Source organism: Streptomyces sp. SAI-135, from assembly GCF_029893805.1.
Taxonomy (GTDB): Bacteria; Actinomycetota; Actinomycetes; order Streptomycetales; family Streptomycetaceae; genus Streptomyces.
This window is the reverse complement of record NZ_JARXYP010000002.1, coordinates 5,962,805-5,980,094: the sequence shown is the minus strand read 5'-3', so window position 1 is coordinate 5,980,094 and position 17,290 is coordinate 5,962,805. Positions and strand designations below refer to the sequence as shown.

Below are 17,290 nucleotides of genomic sequence, written 5' to 3'. Positions count from 1 at the left end.
CCAGGGGGCCGGGCCTCCGGGGGCTCACGTGACAGCGCGGGGGCGCCGCCGTTCTCCCCCCGCGCCCCCGACCGCTCAGACACCGGCCTCGCGCAGCCGGGGCGGGGTCCCGGAGGGGGTCTCGCGGGCCGTCAGCTGGCCGACCATCACGCGGACCACGGTCACGATGTCGGGGTCGTCGACGTAGTAGACCTGCCGGCGGCCCTCGCGGCGCGAGGGCACGAGCCCGGCGAGCTTCAGCTTCGCGAGGTGCTGGCTGACCGCGGGCAGCGCACCGCCGACCCGGTCCGCGAGGTGCTGGCTGACCGCGGGCAGCGCACCGCCGACCCGGTCCGCGAGGTGCGCCGGGGACCGCCCCGCACCCGCGAGCGGGGACCGACCAGCACCCACGCCGGGCGGCAGTTCCGCCACGCGGGTCGCGCCCGACGCCCACCGCGCCCCCGCCACAGGACGCGACCGGCTACGCGGCACCGGCCCAGCCGCAACCCGGTGGCCGTCCGCGGCCTCAGCCCCGCTGAGGCGCCGGCCGCTAGACGTCCCGAACCGCTACGCCGCCAACCCGAGCGCCGCCATCCGCTTGGTGTGCGCCTCCGTGATGCGGGAGAACATCCGCCCCACCTCCGCGAGATCGAACCCGTCCGCGACGCCCCCGACGAGCATCGTCGACAGCGCGTCGCGGTCCGCGACGACCCGCTGGGACTGCGACAGCGCCTCACCCATCAACCGCCGTGCCCACAGGGCCAGTCGCCCGCCCACGCGCGGGTCCGCGTCGATGGCCGCCCGCACCTTCTCCACCGCGAACCCGGCGTGCCCGGTGTCGTCGAGGACGGCCAGCACCAGCTCGCGCGAGTCCGAGTCGAGCCGCGCGGCGACCTCCCGGTAGAAGTCACTGGCGATCGAGTCGCCGACGTACGCCTTGACGAGCCCCTCCAGCCAGTCCGAGGGCGCCGTCTGCCGGTGGAAGCCGTCGAGGGCCGCGACGAACGGCTCCATCGCCAGCGTCGGCTCCTCGCCGATCTCCGTCAGCCGGTCGCGCAACTTCTCGTAGTGGTGGAACTCCGCCGACGCCATCTTCGCCAGCTCCGCCTTGTCCGCCAGCGTCGGCGCCAGCTTGGCGTCCTCCGCGAGCCGCTCGAAGGCCGCGAGCTCGCCGTACGCGAGCGCGCCGAGCAGGTCGACGACCGCGGCTCGGTACTGCGGGTCGGCGGCGGCCTTCGTCCAGTCCTGGGCGGCGACACCAGTGTGCTCGACGGTGGGTTCGGCAGGGGTCTCGGAGGCGTTGTCGGGCTTGTCAGAGGTCGTCATGAAGCGCACAATAGCCCGCTCTCCGGACGGCGGAAGGCCCTGGTCAATCAGTGTGACGACGACTACGTGACCAAATCGGCCATCACATGTGCGCGATTCCGGGGTATGGTGGTAATGCGCCTGCTGGTACGACGGCACTTCGTGAGTGTGCCGTACCTCGACAGGCCGCACGTATGAGGATGCCCGGTCGGTGGCCCGATCGGCTCCGACCCGACAGCCCTCCTCGCCCGTACGGCACTGTGCGTACGGAGTTCGGAGGGGGACCCTCAGCGGTACGAGCGCTAGAGCGTCGGCAGTGGTCCCGTGCCATTACGGCTTAGCCCGTAAGGCAGCCGACGTCCCCAGCACGGTAGACGACCCCCGCGCTCGCCTCGCACCGCGCACACAGAAGAGGCAGCACCCTGACTACGACTTTCCGCGATCTCGGGATTCTGAACGAGACGGCCGAGGCCCTCGAAGCCGTCGGCATCATCACCCCCTTCCCCATCCAGGAGATGACGCTCCCGGTCGCCCTCTCGGGCTCCGACGTCATCGGCCAGGCCAAGACCGGCACCGGCAAGACGCTGGGCTTCGGCCTCCCGCTCCTCGAGCGCGTCACGGTCCCCGCCGACGTCGAGGCCGGCCGCGCCCGGCCCGAGGCGCTGACCGACGCCCCGCAGGCGCTCGTCGTCGTCCCCACGCGCGAGCTGTGCACCCAGGTCACCAACGACCTGCAGACCGCGGGCAAGGTACGCAACGTCCGCGTTCTCGCCATCTACGGCGGCCGCGCCTACGAGCCCCAGGTCGAGGCCCTGAAGAAGGGCGTCGACGTCGTCGTCGGCACCCCGGGCCGGCTCCTCGACCTCGCGGGCCAGAAGAAGCTGAACCTCGGCCACATCAAGGCGCTCGTCCTCGACGAGGCCGACGAGATGCTCGACCTGGGCTTCCTGCCCGACGTCGAGAAGATCATCAACATGCTGCCGGCCCGCCGCCAGACGATGCTGTTCTCGGCGACCATGCCGGGCGCCGTCATCAGTCTCGCGCGCCGCTACATGTCGCAGCCCACGCACATCAACGCCACCTCGCCCGACGACGCGGGCAGGACGGTCGCCAACACCAAGCAGCACGTGTACCGCGCGCACAACATGGACAAGCCCGAGATGGTCGCGCGCATCCTGCAGGCCGACGGCCGGGGACTGGCCATGGTCTTCTGCCGTACCAAGCGCACCGCGGCCGACCTCGCCGACCAGCTCCAGCAGCGCGGCTTCGCCGCCGGCGCGGTCCACGGCGACCTGGGCCAGGGCGCCCGCGAGCAGGCGCTGCGCGCCTTCCGCAACGGCAAGGTGGACGTCCTCGTGTGCACCGACGTCGCCGCCCGCGGCATCGACGTCGAGGGCGTCACGCACGTCATCAACTACCAGTCTCCCGAAGAGGAGAAGACGTACCTGCACCGCATCGGCCGGACCGGCCGCGCGGGTGCCAAGGGCATCGCGATCACCCTCGTCGACTGGGACGACATCCCGCGCTGGCAGCTCATCAACAAGGCGCTGGAGCTCGACTTCAACGACCCGCCGGAGACGTACTCCACCTCCCCGCACTTCTACGAGGACCTGGGCATCCCCGCGGGCACCAAGGGTGTCCTGCCGCGGACCGAGCGCACGCGCGCCGGGCTCGACGCGGAGGAGCTCGAGGACCTGGGCGAGCCGGGCGGACGCGGTGCACGCGGTCGCGGTGACCGTGACCGGGGCCGCGGACGCGGTGGCCGGGACGAGTCCCGTTCCGCCGACCGCGAGCGTTCGGAGCGTACGCCGCGCCGTCGCCGTCGTACCCGCGGCGGAACCCCGCTGGACGCGAGTGCCCCGGTCGAGGCGGTCGCCCCGTCGGAGACCACCGCGGTCGAGGACGCCCCCGCGACCCGCACCCCGCGCCGCCGTCGCCGCACCCGTGGTGGCGCGTCCGACTCGGCGCCGGCCACGACCACGGCCACGGCCGCGGCGAGCACGGCAGCGGCGCCGGTCGAGCCGGCCGTGTCCGAGCCCGCGGAGTCGGCCGTCGCCACGGCGGAGGGCCCGGCCCTCGACACCGAGACCCCGGCCAAGCCGCGCCGCCGCCGGATCCGCAAGTCCGCGGAGACGCCGGCCGCGGTGGAGACGGTCGTCGAGACCGCGCCGGTCACGGAGACCGCTGCGGTCACGGAAGCCGCTCCGGTCGCCGGGACGGCCCCGGCGGCTGAGGCCCCGGCCACGAAGCCGCGCCGTACGCGCAAGACGGCCGCCACGGCTCCCGCCGAGGCCGCGGTGGACACCGCCGAGGCCACCGAGGCCAAGCCGCGCCGCACCCGCAAGACCGCGGCCGCGACCACGACCGCCGCCGAAACCGCCGTGGACACCGCGGAGGGCACGGTCACCAAGCCGCGCCGCACCCGCAAGACCGCGGCAGCGACGACGGAGGCGGCCGCTGACACGGCGGAAACCGTGGAGGCCAAGCCCCGCCGCACGCGCAAGACGGCCGCCGCAGCTCCCGCGGAAGCGGTCGTGGACACCGCCGAGGCCACGGAAGCCAAGCCCCGTCGGCGTACCACCCGCAAGGCCGCCGAGCCCGCCGTGACCGCCGAGATCCCGGTGCAGACGGCCCCGGAGCCGGAGACGGCCGAGGTGGTCAAGCCGCGCCGGACGCGGAAGACGGCGAGCACCGCCACGGCGGCCGAGGCGGCCGTGGACACCGCGGAGGGCACGGTCACCAAGCCGCGCCGCACCCGCAAGACCGCGGCGGCCCCGGTGGAGACCGCGGCCGACACGGCGGAGACGGCGGAGGTCAAGCCGCGCCGCACCCGCAAGACCGCCGCCAAGGCCACGGCCACGACGGCCGCCGAGGTCGCCACGGACACGGCCGAGGCCAAGCCCCGCCGGCGTACCACCCGCAAGGCCGCCGAGCCCACGGTGACCGCCGACATCCCGGCCCAGGCGGACCAGGAGCCGAAGGCCGCCGCCCCGCGCCGCCGGACCCGCAAGACGGCCGCCGCGGAGCCCGCGGACAGCTGATCCGACGCCCACGGCCCGGTTCCCCCTGCCAGGGGGGCCGGGCCGTCGGCGTTCCCAGCGCCGGCCCATGACAACCGACGCGGTCGGCACCCACCCAGGCGCGCGGGGAACTGCGCGCCAAGCCACGACGCTCCCGCAGCCCACGCTCCGGCGGTACCCCTACGGCGCCCCCCTCCCACCCCCGCCCGCTACCCTCACCCCGTGAGCACCCGAGCCGTCTTCGCCCTGCCGCCAGGCGCCCGCGCCTATCCCCTGCGCACCGCTCGTGGTGAGTTCGCGGTCGTGGATTCGGCCGTGCCCGACGGCGTCACCGCGAAGGGCACCGCGCTGCTGCTCCCCGGCTTCACGGGCAGCAAGGAGGACTTCACGCTGCTCCACGAACCGCTCACCGCGCGCGGCTACCGGATCGTGGCCGTGGACGGGCGGGGCCAGTTCGAGTCGGACGGGCCGCAGACCGACGAATCCGCCTATGCGCGAGGCGAGTTGGCGCGGGACGTGCTCGCCCAGGCCGCCGCCGTCGGCACCCCCGTGCATCTGGTGGGGCACTCCCTGGGCGGCCAGATCGCGCGCGCCGCCGTCCTGCTCGACCACTCGCCCTTCATCTCGTTGACCCTCGTCTCCTCGGGCCCCGCGCAGATCTCCGACTCCCAGCAGCAGCGCGTGAAACTGCTGCGGGACGCGCTCGGGGTGATGACGATGGCCGAGGTGTGGGACGCGATCCTGGCCATGGGCCCGCCGGAGGAGGTCGGCGGCCCCGCGCAGGGCATCGGGGACGTCGTACAGCTGCGCCGCCGCTGGCTCGGCAACAAGCCCGCCCAACTCCTCGCGACCGGGCGTCAGTTGTGCACGGAGCCGGATCTGGTGAGCGAACTCGCCGCCGTCCCGCTGCCGTTCCACGTCCTGTCCGGTTCGCAGGACGACACCTGGCCGATTCCCCTCCTCGACGACATGGCCGTACGCCTGCGCGCCCGCCGCACGGTGATCCCGGGGGCCGACCACTCCCCCAACGCCGACGAGCCGCTGCCCACGGCCCACGCCCTGGCGGACTTCTGGGACAGCCTCGACCGATAGGCGGTCAGTACTGCCCCTGCAGGTGCTCCCAGAACCCGTCCCGCAGCGCCCGCCGCAGGTCCGCCTGCCCCCGCAGGGAGTACTGGAGGAGCCCCTCCGCCTCGACCAGCAGGTCCTGGTCGACCGATCCGGGCAGATAGGGATGGCCGGGCAGGAGTTCCTGCAGTGCCGCCCGCCCCCGCTCCGCGAGCCACTTCGCGGCGATCTGCGCGCCCACGAAACGGACGTCCTCACGGCTGGGCCGGGCGGCCGTCGCCTCGTAGGGGACGGCGGCCCGCCGGGAGACGTACGGCTTGAAGAAGTCGAGGTCGAGGGTGCGCTGGCTGTCGACCTCCCACAGCAGCGGTTCCGCCTGGTTGCGGCCCTCGGGTGCCTCGATGCCCCACAGGTGGACGCGGGCGCCGTAGCCCTGGGCCGCCTCGACCGCCGAGACCAGGTCCTCGTCACCGCCCAGGAGTGCCGCGTCGCTGATCGCGCGGTGCCGGGCCAGGGACTCCAGGTCGGAGCGGATCAGCGAGTCGACGCCCTTCTGCTGGTTGTTGGCGTTGAGGTTGCCCAGCCGGACTTTCACGTCGGGGAGTTCGGCGATGGACTGCTGCTCCGCCGTGTGGATGCGGCGTCTCGCGCCGTCGTACCAGTAGACCCTGAGCAGTCTGCTGTCCGCGAAGATGGTCCGCGCCCGGTCGATGAGGGCCTCGATCAGGCCCTCGGCGTCGAGGTCGAAGGCGCGCCGGTCCTCGGTGCCGGTGACGAGTCGTCCCGCGGCCGCGTAGAGGTAGCCCGCGTCGACGAAGATCGCATGCGTCGAGGGCGTCTTCGCCACCTCGGCGAGCATGCGCGTGAGCAGCTCGTTGGTGCGGTCGATGCGGGCGCTCAGCGGCGCCAGGTCGTCGTTCATCGCCACCATTGTCCCGGCGGTCACGCTGCGAACACAACCGGTCCCAAGGAGTCTCCGAAGACTCACTTACCGGTCAGTAGTTAGCCGTTCGAAAAATTTCTTTAGCGTAGGGAATGTTTGTAACACGAACCCCGTTGACTACCTCTGTACGCAGTAATTCTCCGCAGGAGGATGACCAGACGAAGGGAGAAGCCATGCGCTTCGAAATCATGCGACTCGACGACGTCGACGGCACGCCCGTGGACAGCACTGTCGTGGACGCCGCCTCCGTCAACCGGATCGTTCAGCAGGCCGCCGCCATAGGACAGCGGCTCTGGATCCGTCCGGCCGACACCTCGGCCTCATAACCTCAACAGTACAGACGCGGATCACCGCTGAAGCTTCAGAGCCCCCGCCAGGCATCGACGCCGGGCGGGGGCTCTGCGCATGCATCCCGGGCTCAGCTCGCCCGGATCACCTGGGTGATCCCGTTGATGATCTGCTGCACGGCGATCGCGGACAGCATCATGCCCGCGAGCCGGGTCACCAGCACCACACCGCCGTCCTTGATGACCCGGATGATCAGCAGGGAGTACCGCATCACCAGCCACAGCACGACGTGGATGGCGAGGATGGCGGTCCACACGGAGACCTGGGTGGCGACACTGTGGGCCTTCTGCACGGCGAGGATGACGGAGACGATCGCACCCGGGCCCGCCAGCAGCGGCATGCCCAGGGGTACGAGCGCCACGTTGACGTCCTTGGTCTGCTTCGGCTCGTCGGTCTTGCCGGTGAGCAGGTCGAGCGCGATCAGCAGGAGCAGCAGGCCACCCGCGATCATCAGCGCGGGCACGGAGACGTGCAGGTAGTCCAGGATCTGGTGGCCCAGGAGCCCGAAGACGGCGATGACACCGCCCGCCACGCAGACCGCCTGGAAGGCCATCCGCTTCTGCACCTTGCCGGGCCGGCCGGCGGTGAGGGCGAGGAAGATCGGGGTGATCCCGGGGGGATCCATGATGACGAACAGGGTGAGGAAGAGCGAGCCGAAGACAGCGACGTCGAACATGGTGGAACTGGCCTTACCGAAATGGGTGGTACACGGCGCCGGGCACGGGTACGGCCTGCGGCGCCGGGTGAGGGGAAGCGGGGTGGGACCTCAGATTCCGCCGGTCCCGGGGACGGGGAACGCGCCCGTCGCCCGCCGCGTGATCTCCCCGTAGACCTCGGGGTCCGTCGTGTACTCGCCGAGGGCGACCGTCTTGCGGCTGCCGTGGTAGTCGCTGGACCCGGTGGCGAGCAGCCCGAGGTCGGCGGCGAGCCCGCGCAGCCGTCCGCGCGTGTCCGCGTCGTGGTCCATGTGGTCGACCTCGATGCCGTCGAGTCCGGCGGCGGCCATCTCGGCGATCGCGGACTCCGGGACGGTGCGGCCGCGCTTGCTCGCGCCGGGGTGGGCGAACACGGTGACCCCGCCGGCCCCCTTGACCAGCCGGATCGCCTCGAAGGGGTCGGTCTCGTGCTTCTCCACATGGGCCCGGCCGCCGTCGGCCAGCCAGTCGGTGGTGAAGGCGTCGTCGACACTCGGTACGACCCCGAGCTCGACGAGCGCGGTGGCGACGTGCGGCCGTCCGACGGAACCGTCTCCGGCGATCCGCGCCACCTGCTCCCAGGTGACCGGCACACCCAGCTCCTGGAGCCTGGCCACCATGGCCCGCGCCCGGGGCACCCGGTCGTCCCGGACGAGCTCCCGCTCGGCGAGCAGCTCCGGCTCCTCGGGGTCGAACAGGTAGGCCAGCATGTGCATGGACACCCCGTCGATCCGGCAGGACAGTTCGGCCCCGGTGACGAGGGTCAGCCCGGCGGGCAGCGCGGCACGCGCCTCGGCGTACCCGCGCGTGGTGTCGTGATCGGTGAGCGCGACGACGTCCAGCCCGGCAGCGGCGGCGTTGCGCACCAGCTCGGCAGGCGTGTCGGTCCCGTCGGAAGCCGTGGAGTGACAGTGCAGGTCGATACGCACGAGGGGGAACTCCACCGAGCCGGGGTGACGGGAAAGGACGCTCCAGGGTAACCCCCCAGGGGCGCGGGGAACTGCGCGCCCAGCCACGACGGACCCGCGGCCGCCACCGCAGCGCACCCGCCCCTCCCGGGGCGCGCTACGGCTTCAGCAAGCGCGGCGACAACGCCCCGCAGGGCACCAGTTCCACTTCCGCCCCGGCGTCCCGCAGGTCCGTCAGCACCAGTTCGTCGTACATCAGCAACCCGGACTGCTCGGGCCACACCACGGCCCACAGCCACAGCCCCAGCGCCTCACCGGCGAAAACGGCCCGGTCTTCCGGCACCCCGGCCACATGCCACAGCGGAGTCGGCCGGCCGGCGGCCAGCACCTTGGCCTGCGGCGGCTTCTCGACGCTCATGTACGGCCCCGGGTCGGGCCCGTCGATCCCCGCGTAGCGCGCCCCGAGCCCGACCCCGAGCTCCTCGGCCACCAGGATCAGCTCGCCGACACCCCCGAGCGGGCCCGGACCGGTGCACGCCACAGCCGTCGCACGACCTCCGCTGCGGTCGTCGCCCGCGCAGGCCACGCCCGTGAACAGCCAGCCGACCGGCAGCGGCCACGGCATCCACACCGGGACCTGCGTGCGATGCACCACGACATCGAGGGCCTCGACACTGGGCGGGATCACGGGCTGCAGCGGATGCACCGTCCCGTGCACGTCGCACTGCCAGGAATCGGCGAAGAGTCCGGGAGCCCTGACCCGGCCACCACACTTCGGGCAACTGGGTTCGCCCCTCATAGGGCCCCACGGTCCTACCCCCGCTCCGCCACGTCAAGGACGATCACCCGTCCGGACGGAACGGGTTCTCCCGGCCCCACCAGAAGGATCTAGATGCAGCTTGCATTAATTAGCCGACCTAACTTACTATGTGCATATACCAACTATCTCCGTGAGGAGTGGAGGAACGACCATGGACCCCTTCGATGCGGGAGCCGGCGGCATCCTGCGCCAACCGAAGGCCGTGTGGGCGACGGCGGGCGCGTCCGTCGTCGCGTTCATGGGCATCGGACTCGTGGACCCGATCCTGCCGTCGATCGCGAAGGGCCTGGACGCCACGGCGAGCCAGGTGTCCCTCCTGTTCACCTCGTACTTCCTGATCACCGCGATCGCGATGCTGGTCACCGGCTTCGTCTCCAGCCGCATCGGCGGCAAGAAGACCCTGCTGCTCGGTCTCGCCCTGGTCGTGGTCTTCGCCGGACTCGCCGGCACCTCGGGCTCGGTCGGTGAACTGGTCGGCTTCCGGGCCGGCTGGGGCCTGGGCAACGCCCTCTTCGTCTCCACGGCCCTCGCCGTCATCGTCGGCGCGGCGGCCGGCGGCAGCGCGGCGGCCATCCTGCTGTACGAGTCCGCCCTGGGCCTCGGCATGGCGTGCGGTCCGCTGCTCGGCGCCCTGCTCGGTGACGCCAGCTGGCGCTACCCGTTCTTCGGCACGGCCTTCCTGATGGCCGTCGGCTTCCTGTGCGTCACGGCGTTCCTCAAGGAACAGCCGAAGCCGGCCCGCAAGACCTCCCTGCTGGACCCGATCAAGGCACTCGGCCACGGCGGTCTCGCCTCGGCGGCCGTCTCGTCCTTCTTCTACAACTACACGTTCTTCACGGTGCTGGCCTTCACCCCGTTCGTGCTGGACATGACCCCGTACAAGTCGGGTGCCGTGTTCTTCGCCTGGGGTGTGCTGCTCGCCGTCTTCTCGGTGTTCGTCGCACCGCGCCTCCAGGAGCGGTTCGGCTCCCTGAAGGTCCTCGGCGGTTCGCTGGCCCTGCTCGCGCTCGACGTACTCGTCCTCGGTTACGGCAACCACACCGCGGCCATCGTCTGCACGATCCTGTCCGGCGCCTTCATCGGCGTGAACAACACGGTCTACACGGAGCTGGCGCTCGGCGTGTCGGACGCCCCGCGGCCGGTGGCGAGCGCTGGCTACAACTTCGTGCGCTGGTTCGCGGCGGCCGCGGCGCCCTACTTCGCGCCGAAGATCGAGGAGTGGACCGACATCCACATGCCGTTCGTGGTGGCGGCGGTGACCGCGGTGCTGGGCGCGCTGGTGGTCGTCGTACGACGGAAGGCACTCACCCACGAGGCGCAGGAGCTGGAGCCGAAGCACGCGGTCGAGGACAGTGTCACCGTGTTCGCCAACTGACCGGTCCCGGCCACCGGTTGGTGAGATCAGTCACTCCAGCGGGACGGACTTCCGGGACGGATCCCTGAGGTCCGTCCCGTTCGTCAGCCAGCGCTCCTGGAGGGCCTGGGCGCCGTGCACGCGCTTCCAGGCGGCCTCGTTGGGGGTCATGGGGAGCAGCGGCAGGAAGTGCACCGGGTCGAGGGGCTCGTCGAGCTCCAGGTCCTCGACCAGGCCGCCCGGCTCGGCGACCAGGACCGAGGTGAACGGGGCGCCGGGCCACAGGGGTTCACCCACGTCGAGCGAGGCGCCCGGGGCCACGACCACGCCCTCGACCTGCGGGGACGCGGCCAGTACGGCGAGCGGGCGGAGCACCTTGTCGGTGTCGGCGACCCCCGCCCGCACGGAGATGAGCAGTTCGGCGCGCGGGCCCTTCACCGGGTCGGCGAGCATCGCGGTGGGGTCGCCCATCGGCTGGACGGACATGCCGAGAGTGGCGTAGCGGACGATGTCCCCGTCGGTGAAGCGGAGCACCTCGATGCGGTCCGTGCCGAGGAAGGTGACCGCCGCGCGCGCGTCCGGCTCGCCCAGCGCGCTGCGCAACCGGGCCTCGACCAGAGGAAGAACATCTGCCATGCGGCGAGCATAGAACTCGTCAGTACCGGGCAAAGCAGCGCCTTGACACTTCGGGCTGCTGCTAGTCTGGCCCGGTCGTCGGGGCAGCACGCTGAAGCGTCGCGATCGAGCCCCGACGCCTGTGAGACTCCCTTGCGGGAATGGATCGTCCCTTACGAGGGACCGGCCGGAGGAGGTGGGGCTGTCATGGATCGAAGTCGACCTGGTAGTACCACTCGTTCTTCCGGCCGCTGATGCAGCTCTGTGACTTTCGGCAACCGCCGCCTTTCACCTTCGCGTCTTCGTGCGGAAGAGCACTTCGTTCGTTTTGCCTGATCTGTCTGATCGCCAGCAGTAGCTGAATCAGTAGCGAAGCTCGCCACCGCGATGGTGCGGTGCTCCCCGCTTTGTGGACGTGCCAAACACCCTTCCCCTGCCTCAAGGTCGGGGATACCCCTTGCAGGACGTCCCCATTCCGGGTGGTTCCAGCCCTCGCCGGCGCCCTTTGTTGCCCGTCACGAAGGAGCCTGCCATGTCGATGATCCGTGACCTGCGTGCCGCCGTGCGCCCGTCGCGTCCCTCGCTGCGCAAGGACACCGGCGCGTACGACGCGACGCGCGACCCCTCGACGCCCTCCGCCGTCGTCGACTGCGCCGTCTACCGCGACGGCCGGCGTGTGCCGACCGACTGCCAGCTGAGCCCGCACGAGGCGATGCGCCAGGTGCGCCGCGACGGCGGGTTCGTGTGGATCGGTCTGCACGAGCCGAGCGAGGCCGAATTCTCCGGTATCGCGGGCGAGTTCGGGCTGCACCCGCTGGCCGTCGAGGACGCCGTCCAGGCCCACCAGCGGCCCAAGCTGGAGCGCTACGACGACTCCCTGTTCACCGTCTTCAAGACCATTCACTACGTCGAGCACGACGAACTCACCGCCAACAGCGAGATCGTCGAGACCGGCGAGGTGATGTGCTTCACCGGCCGGGACTTCTTCATCACCGTCCGGCACGGCGGCCAGGGCTCGCTCAGGGCGCTGCGCCACCGCCTCCAGGACGACCCGGAGCTGCTCGCCAAGGGCCCCTCGGCGGTGCTGCACTCGATCGCGGACCATGTCGTCGACGGCTATGTCGCCGTCGCCGACGCGGTGCAGGACGACATCGACGAGGTGGAGACCGAGGTCTTCACCCCGGGACGCGGCGGCAAGGTCTCGCGCGGTGTCGACTCGGCGCGGATCTACCAGCTCAAGCGCGAGGTGCTGGAGTTCAAGCGGGCGGTCGCCCCGCTGCTGCGGCCCATGCAGCTGCTCAGCGAGCGGCCGATGCGGCTGGTGGACCCCGACATCCAGAAGTACTTCCGGGACGTCGCCGACCACCTCGCCCGGGTCCAGGAGCAGGTGCTCGGCTTCGACGAACTGCTCAACTCGATCCTCCAGGCCAACCTCGCGCAGGCGTCCGTCGCGCAGAACGAGGACATGCGGAAGATCACGTCCTGGGCCGCGATCATCGCCGTACCGACGATGGTGTGCGGGGTCTACGGCATGAACTTCGACTACATGCCGGAGACGCACTGGCGGTTCGGCTACCCGGTGATCATGGCGATCACGGGAGTCATCTGCATCGGCATCCACCGCACCCTCAAGCGCAACGGCTGGCTCTAGGGTGGTCCTCATGACAAGTGAGCTGCTCGACCGGGCCCTCGTAGAGGAGGCCACGAAGAAGTCCGGCCTCATCTGGGTCGAGGGGCCCGGCGGCCCGGCCCGCGCCCTGTGGCACGTGTGGCACGACGGTGCCGCGTGCCTGGTCGGCGACGGGCCCGGGGAGCAACCGCTGCCGGGGCTGACCGACGGCGGCGCCGCCGAGGTGACCGTCCGCAGCAAGGACAAGGGGGGTCGGCTGGTCTCCTGGACGGCGAGGGTCGTCGAACTGGCGCCCGGCTCCGAGGCGTGGCGGGCGGCGGCCGGCGAGTTGAAGGGGAAGCGGCTGAACGCCCCCGACGGCGAGGCGATGACGGACCGTTGGTCCCGCGAGTGCCGGGTGCTCCGGCTCGAACCGACCGGGGTCACCACGGCGCTCCCCGAGGGCGACCTGGCCGAACCTCCGCTGCCCACACCGGCGACCACCCGTGAGCCGATCCCGGCCGGCCTTCCCCGGCTGCTGCTGAAACGCCGCAAACGCGGCTAGGACGTCGGCAGCTGCTTGCCGTAGTCCACCGTCTCGTCCTTCTCCGGCTCGGTCAGGGGGAAGTCCCTGCCCCAGGCCGAGAAGGTCAGCGTGCCCGCGCCGCCCGCCCGGGCCAGGCGCAGGGGGTAGGGCTGTCCCTCCAGGGAGACGTCCAGTGTGCCGCCGTCCCCCTTGTCACCCGTGATCCGGATCGTGCGGGTACCCGCCTGCTCGTGGTGGCCGTCGGTCTCCAGGCTGCCGTGCAGCGTCAGAAGTCCGTCGAGGAGAACGTCCTTGTCCGTGAAACCGCTGAACTTCTTGTACGCCGGGTCGCCCGACGGCACCTTCACGTACTTGCCGTCGAGCTTGTCGGCGGCCGCGTCCGGGTCGTCGCCCTTGCCGTCGGCCTTGGTCCAGAAGCCCGCGTCGGCCTTGAGGTACAGCTTCTTGCCGACCCGCAGCAGCTGGAAGGTGGTCCCCTCGGCGGTGACCGAGCCGGAGCCGCCGTCGGAGTTCAGGCGCATGTCGAGTCTGTACGTGCGCCCGCTGGCCACCACGTTCCCCGACAGGCGCAGCGCCGCCGCGGACTCGGCGGCCGCTCGCGTCTTCGACTGGATCTGGTCGGCGGGCAGTTTGCCGACCCCGTTGGTGCCCGCGTCGGGGTCCTCGCTGCAGCCCGTCAGGCCCGTTCCCGTGACGACCAGGGCGCACATCGCGCCCACGACAACGGTCCTGCGGGCACGGCCCTGGGGAATCGCGGTCACAGGTGGGGCTGCCTTTCCGACGAGGGTCCTTCAGCGGCGTGAGGCAGCGTACCGGGGCTCCGCGCCCCGGGCGGAGCCAGACCGTCCGGACGCCTCACCAGGGCGTATCCGATCGGTACGGGCTAGCCTTAAGCCCTCCCGAGCGGGCAATCCGGACAACGAACGACGAACGAAACACCCCGTACGCACCCCCGTACGCGGCCTCGTACGCAAAGGAAGCACAGCCATGGCAGCGGGAGCCCCCCGGATCTTCGTCTCGCACCTCGCGGGCGTCGCCGTCTTCGACCCCAACGGCGACCAGGTGGGCCGCGTGCGCGATCTGGTCGTCGTGCTGCGCGTGGGACGCAGGCCGCCCCGCGTGCTCGGGCTGGTCGTCGAACTGTCCACCAGGCGCCGCATCTTCCTGCCCATGACCCGGGTGACCAGCATCGAGTCCGGACAGGTCATCACCACCGGCGTGCTCAACGTCCGCCGCTTCGAGCAACGGCCCACCGAACGCCTCGTCTTCGGCGAGCTGCTGGACCGGCGGGTCACCCTCGTGGAGAGCGGTGAGCAGGTCACCGTCCTCGACATCTCGGTGCAGCAGCTGCCGGCCCGCCGGGACTGGGAGATCGACCGGGTCTTCGTCCGCAAGGGCGGCAAGGGCGGGGCGTTCCGGCGCAAGGGCGAGGCGCTGACCGTCGAGTGGTCCGCCGTCACCGGCTTCACCCTGGAGGAGCACGGACAGGGCGCCGAGAGCCTGCTGGCCACCTTCGAGCAGCTGCGCGCGGCCGACCTCGCCAACGTCCTGCACCACCTCTCCCCCAAGCGGCGCGCCGAGGTGGCCGCGGCCCTCGACGACGACCGCCTGGCCGACGTACTGGAGGAGCTGCCCGAGGACGACCAGATCGAGATCCTCGGCAAGCTGAAGGAGGAGCGGGCCGCCGACGTCCTGGAGGCCATGGATCCCGACGACGCGGCCGACCTGCTCGCCGAGCTCCCCACCGAGGAGCAGGAGCGGCTGCTGAGCCTGATGCAGCCCGGCGACGCGGCCGACATGCGGCGCCTGATGGCCTACGAGGAGCACACGGCGGGCGGTCTCATGACGACCGAGCCGATCGTCCTGCGCCCGGACGCGACCGTCGCCGACGCGCTGGCCCGCGTCCGCAACCCCGACCTCTCCCCCGCGCTCGCCGCCCAGGTCTACGTGTGCCGGGCGCCCGACGAGACACCGACCGGCAAGTACCTCGGCACGGTCCACTTCCAGCGGCTGCTGCGCGACCCCCCGTACACCCTCGTCAGCTCGCTCGTCGACGACGACCTCCAGGCCCTGGACCCGGACGCCACGCTGCCGGTGATCGCCGGGTTCTTCGCGACGTACGACATGGTCGCGGCGCCCGTGGTCGACGACTCGGGTTCGCTGCTGGGCGCGGTGACGGTGGACGACGTCCTCGACCACATGCTGCCCGAGGACTGGCGGGAGACGGAGTTCGACGCCGAAGGTGCGGAGGAGGTGGCCCACCATGACGCCTGAGCGCGAGACCCCGAACCGCGAGCGCACTCCGTTCGGCGCCCGTGAGCGCACCCCGGCCGGCGCCACGGCGACCAGCCGTCCCCGCGCCCGCCTCGACCAGCCCCGCCCGCCGCGCCGCAGGCTGCTGCCGGAGTGGGACCCGGAGGCCTTCGGACGCCTGTCGGAGCGGATCGCCCGCTTCCTGGGGACCGGGCGGTTCATCGTCTGGATGACGGTCGTCATCATCGCGTGGGTGCTGTGGAACGTCTTCGCACCACGCGACCTGCGCTTCGACAACTACCCGTTCATCTTCCTCACCCTGATGCTGTCCCTCCAGGCCTCCTACGCCGCCCCGCTGATCCTGCTCGCGCAGAACAGGCAGGACGACCGGGACCGGGTCAACCTCGAACAGGACCGCAAGCAGAACGAGCGGTCGATCGCGGACACCGAGTACCTGACCCGGGAGATCGCCGCGCTGCGGATCGGCCTCGGGGAGGTGGCCACCCGCGACTGGATCCGCTCCGAGCTCCAGGACCTGATGAAGGAGCTGGAGGCACGGCAGCACGACGGGCATGTCGTATTCCCGGCAGAACGGCCGCACGGGCGTGACGTAGACGACCACTGACGGGGGTGCGGGGGGTGGCCGTCGCCGCCGTACCATCGTCTGTATGGCTAGCGAAGACGCGGTGCGCGAGGCACTGGCGACGGTGAACGACCCCGAGATCAACCGCCCCATCACGGAGCTCGGGATGGTCAAGTCGGTCGACATCGGCGCGGACGGGGCGGTCGCGGTCACCGTGTACCTGACCGTCTCCGGCTGTCCGATGCGCGAGACGATCACGCAGCGCGTGACGGACGCGGTCGCGGCCGTGGAGGGCGTCACGCGCGTCGACGTCACGCTCGACGTGATGAGCGACGAGCAGCGCAAGGAGCTGGCGACCGCCCTGCGGGGCGGCCAGACCGAGCGCGAGGTCCCCTTCGCCAAGCCCGGCTCCCTGACCCGCGTCTACGCGGTCGCCTCCGGCAAGGGCGGTGTCGGCAAGTCGTCCGTCACGGTCAACCTGGCGGCGGCGATGGCGGCCGACGGTCTGAAGGTCGGGGTCGTCGACGCGGACATCTACGGCCACTCGGTGCCGCGGATGCTGGGCGCGGACGGCCGTCCGACCCAGGTCGAGAACATGATCATGCCGCCGTCGGCGAACGGCGTGAAGGTCATCTCGATCGGCATGTTCACCCCGGGCAACGCGCCGGTGGTGTGGCGCGGCCCGATGCTCCACCGCGCGCTCCAGCAGTTCCTCGCGGACGTGTACTGGGGCGACCTGGACGTGCTGCTCCTGGACCTCCCGCCCGGCACGGGCGACATCGCGATCTCGGTGGCCCAGCTGGTCCCGAACGCGGAGATCCTCGTGGTCACCACGCCCCAGCAGGCGGCGGCGGAGGTCGCCGAACGCGCCGGCTCCATCGCCGTCCAGACCCACCAGAAGATCGTCGGCGTGGTCGAGAACATGTCCGGCCTCCCCTGCCCGCACTGCGGCGAGATGGTCGACGTCTTCGGCACGGGCGGCGGCCAGACGGTCGCGGACGGCCTGACCCGCACCACGGGCGCGACCGTCCCGGTCCTCGGCTCCATCCCGATCGACGTCCGCCTGCGCGAGGGCGGCGACGAGGGCAAGCCGGTCGTCCTGACCGACCCGGACTCCCCGGCGGGGGCCGCGCTGCGGGGGATCGCGGGGAAGCTCGGGGGACGCCAGCGGGGCCTCTCGGGGCTGTCCCTGGGGATCACCCCGAAGAACAAGTTCTGAGACGTTCGGGACAAAGCGGCGATT

Annotated in this window: 17 protein-coding genes; 9 read left to right on the top strand and 8 right to left on the bottom strand. The window is 71.5% G+C overall.

Annotation, left to right across the window (positions count from 1 at the left end; translation table 11 throughout):
* Positions 1-75 precede the first annotated feature (75 nt).
* Positions 76-390, bottom strand: coding sequence for a hypothetical protein (locus M2163_RS31725; protein ID WP_280895686.1), 315 nt, complete (start codon positions 388-390; stop codon positions 76-78).
* Positions 391-546: 156 nt separating this feature from the next.
* Entirely contained in the window at positions 547-1,314 is a 768-nt protein-coding gene (locus tag M2163_RS31720) for a ferritin-like fold-containing protein (RefSeq protein ID WP_280849469.1), read from the bottom strand.
* A 485-nt stretch (positions 1,315-1,799) separates the two neighbouring features.
* Here M2163_RS31720 and M2163_RS31715 point away from each other — a divergent pair, with 485 nt between their 5' ends.
* Together M2163_RS31715 and M2163_RS31710 are read left to right on the top strand one after the other, a co-directional pair.
* A complete protein-coding gene (locus M2163_RS31715; protein WP_280895685.1) occupies positions 1,800-4,325 on the top strand; it encodes a DEAD/DEAH box helicase in 2,526 nt (841 codons plus the stop codon).
* 201 nt (positions 4,326-4,526) lie between these two features.
* Positions 4,527-5,396 carry an alpha/beta hydrolase gene (locus M2163_RS31710; protein ID WP_280849471.1) on the top strand — a complete coding sequence of 290 codons (870 nt, stop codon included), beginning with the start codon at positions 4,527-4,529 and terminating at the stop codon, positions 5,394-5,396.
* 4 nt (positions 5,397-5,400) lie between these two features.
* Here M2163_RS31710 and M2163_RS31705 read toward each other — a convergent pair whose 3' ends face one another.
* On the bottom strand, positions 5,401-6,294 hold the full coding sequence (locus tag M2163_RS31705) for an NYN domain-containing protein (RefSeq protein WP_280849472.1): 894 nt from the start codon (positions 6,292-6,294) through the stop codon (positions 5,401-5,403).
* Between the two features lie 194 nt (positions 6,295-6,488).
* Here M2163_RS31705 and M2163_RS31700 point away from each other — a divergent pair, with 194 nt between their 5' ends.
* Complete coding sequence (locus M2163_RS31700; protein WP_007384531.1) at positions 6,489-6,641, top strand: hypothetical protein; 153 nt, start codon at positions 6,489-6,491, stop codon at positions 6,639-6,641.
* A gap of 92 nt (positions 6,642-6,733) precedes the next feature.
* Here the strand turns inward: M2163_RS31700 and M2163_RS31695 are convergent, their stop codons facing one another.
* The 3 genes from M2163_RS31695 to M2163_RS31685 form a co-directional block, all read right to left on the bottom strand.
* Positions 6,734-7,339 carry a MarC family protein gene (locus tag M2163_RS31695; protein ID WP_069766621.1) on the bottom strand — a complete coding sequence of 202 codons (606 nt, stop codon included), beginning with the start codon at positions 7,337-7,339 and terminating at the stop codon, positions 6,734-6,736.
* 90 nt (positions 7,340-7,429) lie between these two features.
* Positions 7,430-8,287 carry a PHP domain-containing protein gene (locus M2163_RS31690; protein ID WP_280895684.1) on the bottom strand — a complete coding sequence of 286 codons (858 nt, stop codon included), beginning with the start codon at positions 8,285-8,287 and terminating at the stop codon, positions 7,430-7,432.
* Between the two features lie 136 nt (positions 8,288-8,423).
* Positions 8,424-9,065, bottom strand: a complete 642-nt coding sequence (locus tag M2163_RS31685) for a DUF6758 family protein (protein WP_280849475.1) — start codon at positions 9,063-9,065, stop codon at positions 8,424-8,426.
* Positions 9,066-9,237: 172 nt separating this feature from the next.
* Here M2163_RS31685 and M2163_RS31680 point away from each other — a divergent pair, with 172 nt between their 5' ends.
* Entirely contained in the window at positions 9,238-10,461 is a 1,224-nt protein-coding gene (locus M2163_RS31680) for an MFS transporter (protein WP_280895683.1), read from the top strand.
* 30 nt (positions 10,462-10,491) lie between these two features.
* Here M2163_RS31680 and M2163_RS31675 read toward each other — a convergent pair whose 3' ends face one another.
* The gene (locus M2163_RS31675; RefSeq protein WP_280895682.1) at positions 10,492-11,076 is read right to left on the bottom strand and encodes a suppressor of fused domain protein; all 585 of its coding nucleotides are present in this window, start codon (positions 11,074-11,076) and stop codon (positions 10,492-10,494) included.
* 511 nt (positions 11,077-11,587) lie between these two features.
* Between M2163_RS31675 and M2163_RS31670 the strand changes: the two genes are divergently transcribed.
* Positions 11,588-12,706, top strand: coding sequence for a magnesium and cobalt transport protein CorA (locus M2163_RS31670; protein ID WP_280849479.1), 1,119 nt, complete (start codon positions 11,588-11,590; stop codon positions 12,704-12,706).
* Positions 12,707-12,716: 10 nt separating this feature from the next.
* Positions 12,717-13,229, top strand: coding sequence for a hypothetical protein (locus tag M2163_RS31665; RefSeq protein WP_280895681.1), 513 nt, complete (start codon positions 12,717-12,719; stop codon positions 13,227-13,229).
* Here M2163_RS31665 and M2163_RS31660 read toward each other — a convergent pair.
* The gene (locus tag M2163_RS31660) at positions 13,226-13,972 is read right to left on the bottom strand and encodes a hypothetical protein (protein ID WP_280895680.1); all 747 of its coding nucleotides are present in this window, start codon (positions 13,970-13,972) and stop codon (positions 13,226-13,228) included. The two genes, M2163_RS31665 and M2163_RS31660, sit on opposite strands and share 4 nt — an antisense overlap.
* Before the next feature lie 226 nt (positions 13,973-14,198).
* Here M2163_RS31660 and M2163_RS31655 point away from each other — a divergent pair, with 226 nt between their 5' ends.
* Genes M2163_RS31655 through M2163_RS31645 form a run of 3 tightly spaced genes read left to right on the top strand, consistent with a single transcriptional unit; the run spans position 14,199 to position 17,266 of the window.
* On the top strand, positions 14,199-15,485 hold the full coding sequence (locus M2163_RS31655) for a CBS domain-containing protein (RefSeq protein ID WP_280849482.1): 1,287 nt from the start codon (positions 14,199-14,201) through the stop codon (positions 15,483-15,485).
* Positions 15,475-16,089, top strand: coding sequence for a DUF1003 domain-containing protein (locus tag M2163_RS31650; protein WP_280849483.1), 615 nt, complete (start codon positions 15,475-15,477; stop codon positions 16,087-16,089). The genes M2163_RS31655 and M2163_RS31650 overlap by 11 nt, the downstream gene beginning before the upstream one ends.
* 43 nt (positions 16,090-16,132) lie before the next feature.
* Positions 16,133-17,266, top strand: a complete 1,134-nt coding sequence (locus M2163_RS31645; protein WP_280849484.1) for an Mrp/NBP35 family ATP-binding protein — start codon at positions 16,133-16,135, stop codon at positions 17,264-17,266.
* The last annotated feature ends 24 nt before the right edge of the window (positions 17,267-17,290 follow it).

Excerpts from the sequence above, each read along its gene's own strand:
- M2163_RS31670 (WP_280849479.1), top strand. The coding sequence starts at position 11,588 with ATGTCGATGATCCGTGACCTGCGTGCCGCCGTGCGCCCGTCGCGTCCC.
- M2163_RS31680 (WP_280895683.1), top strand. The coding sequence starts at position 9,238 with ATGGACCCCTTCGATGCGGGAGCCGGCGGCATCCTGCGCCAACCGAAG.
- M2163_RS31700 (WP_007384531.1), top strand. The coding sequence starts at position 6,489 with ATGCGCTTCGAAATCATGCGACTCGACGACGTCGACGGCACGCCCGTG.
- M2163_RS31715 (WP_280895685.1), top strand. The coding sequence starts at position 1,800 with ATGACGCTCCCGGTCGCCCTCTCGGGCTCCGACGTCATCGGCCAGGCC.
- M2163_RS31675 (WP_280895682.1), bottom strand. The coding sequence starts at position 11,076 with ATGGCAGATGTTCTTCCTCTGGTCGAGGCCCGGTTGCGCAGCGCGCTG.
- M2163_RS31685 (WP_280849475.1), bottom strand. The coding sequence starts at position 9,065 with ATGAGGGGCGAACCCAGTTGCCCGAAGTGTGGTGGCCGGGTCAGGGCT.
- M2163_RS31695 (WP_069766621.1), bottom strand. The coding sequence starts at position 7,339 with ATGTTCGACGTCGCTGTCTTCGGCTCGCTCTTCCTCACCCTGTTCGTC.
- M2163_RS31665 (WP_280895681.1), top strand. The coding sequence starts at position 12,717 with ATGACAAGTGAGCTGCTCGACCGGGCCCTCGTAGAGGAGGCCACGAAG.
- M2163_RS31645 (WP_280849484.1), top strand. The coding sequence starts at position 16,133 with ATGGCTAGCGAAGACGCGGTGCGCGAGGCACTGGCGACGGTGAACGAC.
- M2163_RS31650 (WP_280849483.1), top strand. The coding sequence starts at position 15,475 with ATGACGCCTGAGCGCGAGACCCCGAACCGCGAGCGCACTCCGTTCGGC.
- M2163_RS31705 (WP_280849472.1), bottom strand. The coding sequence starts at position 6,294 with ATGAACGACGACCTGGCGCCGCTGAGCGCCCGCATCGACCGCACCAAC.
- M2163_RS31655 (WP_280849482.1), top strand. The coding sequence starts at position 14,199 with ATGGCAGCGGGAGCCCCCCGGATCTTCGTCTCGCACCTCGCGGGCGTC.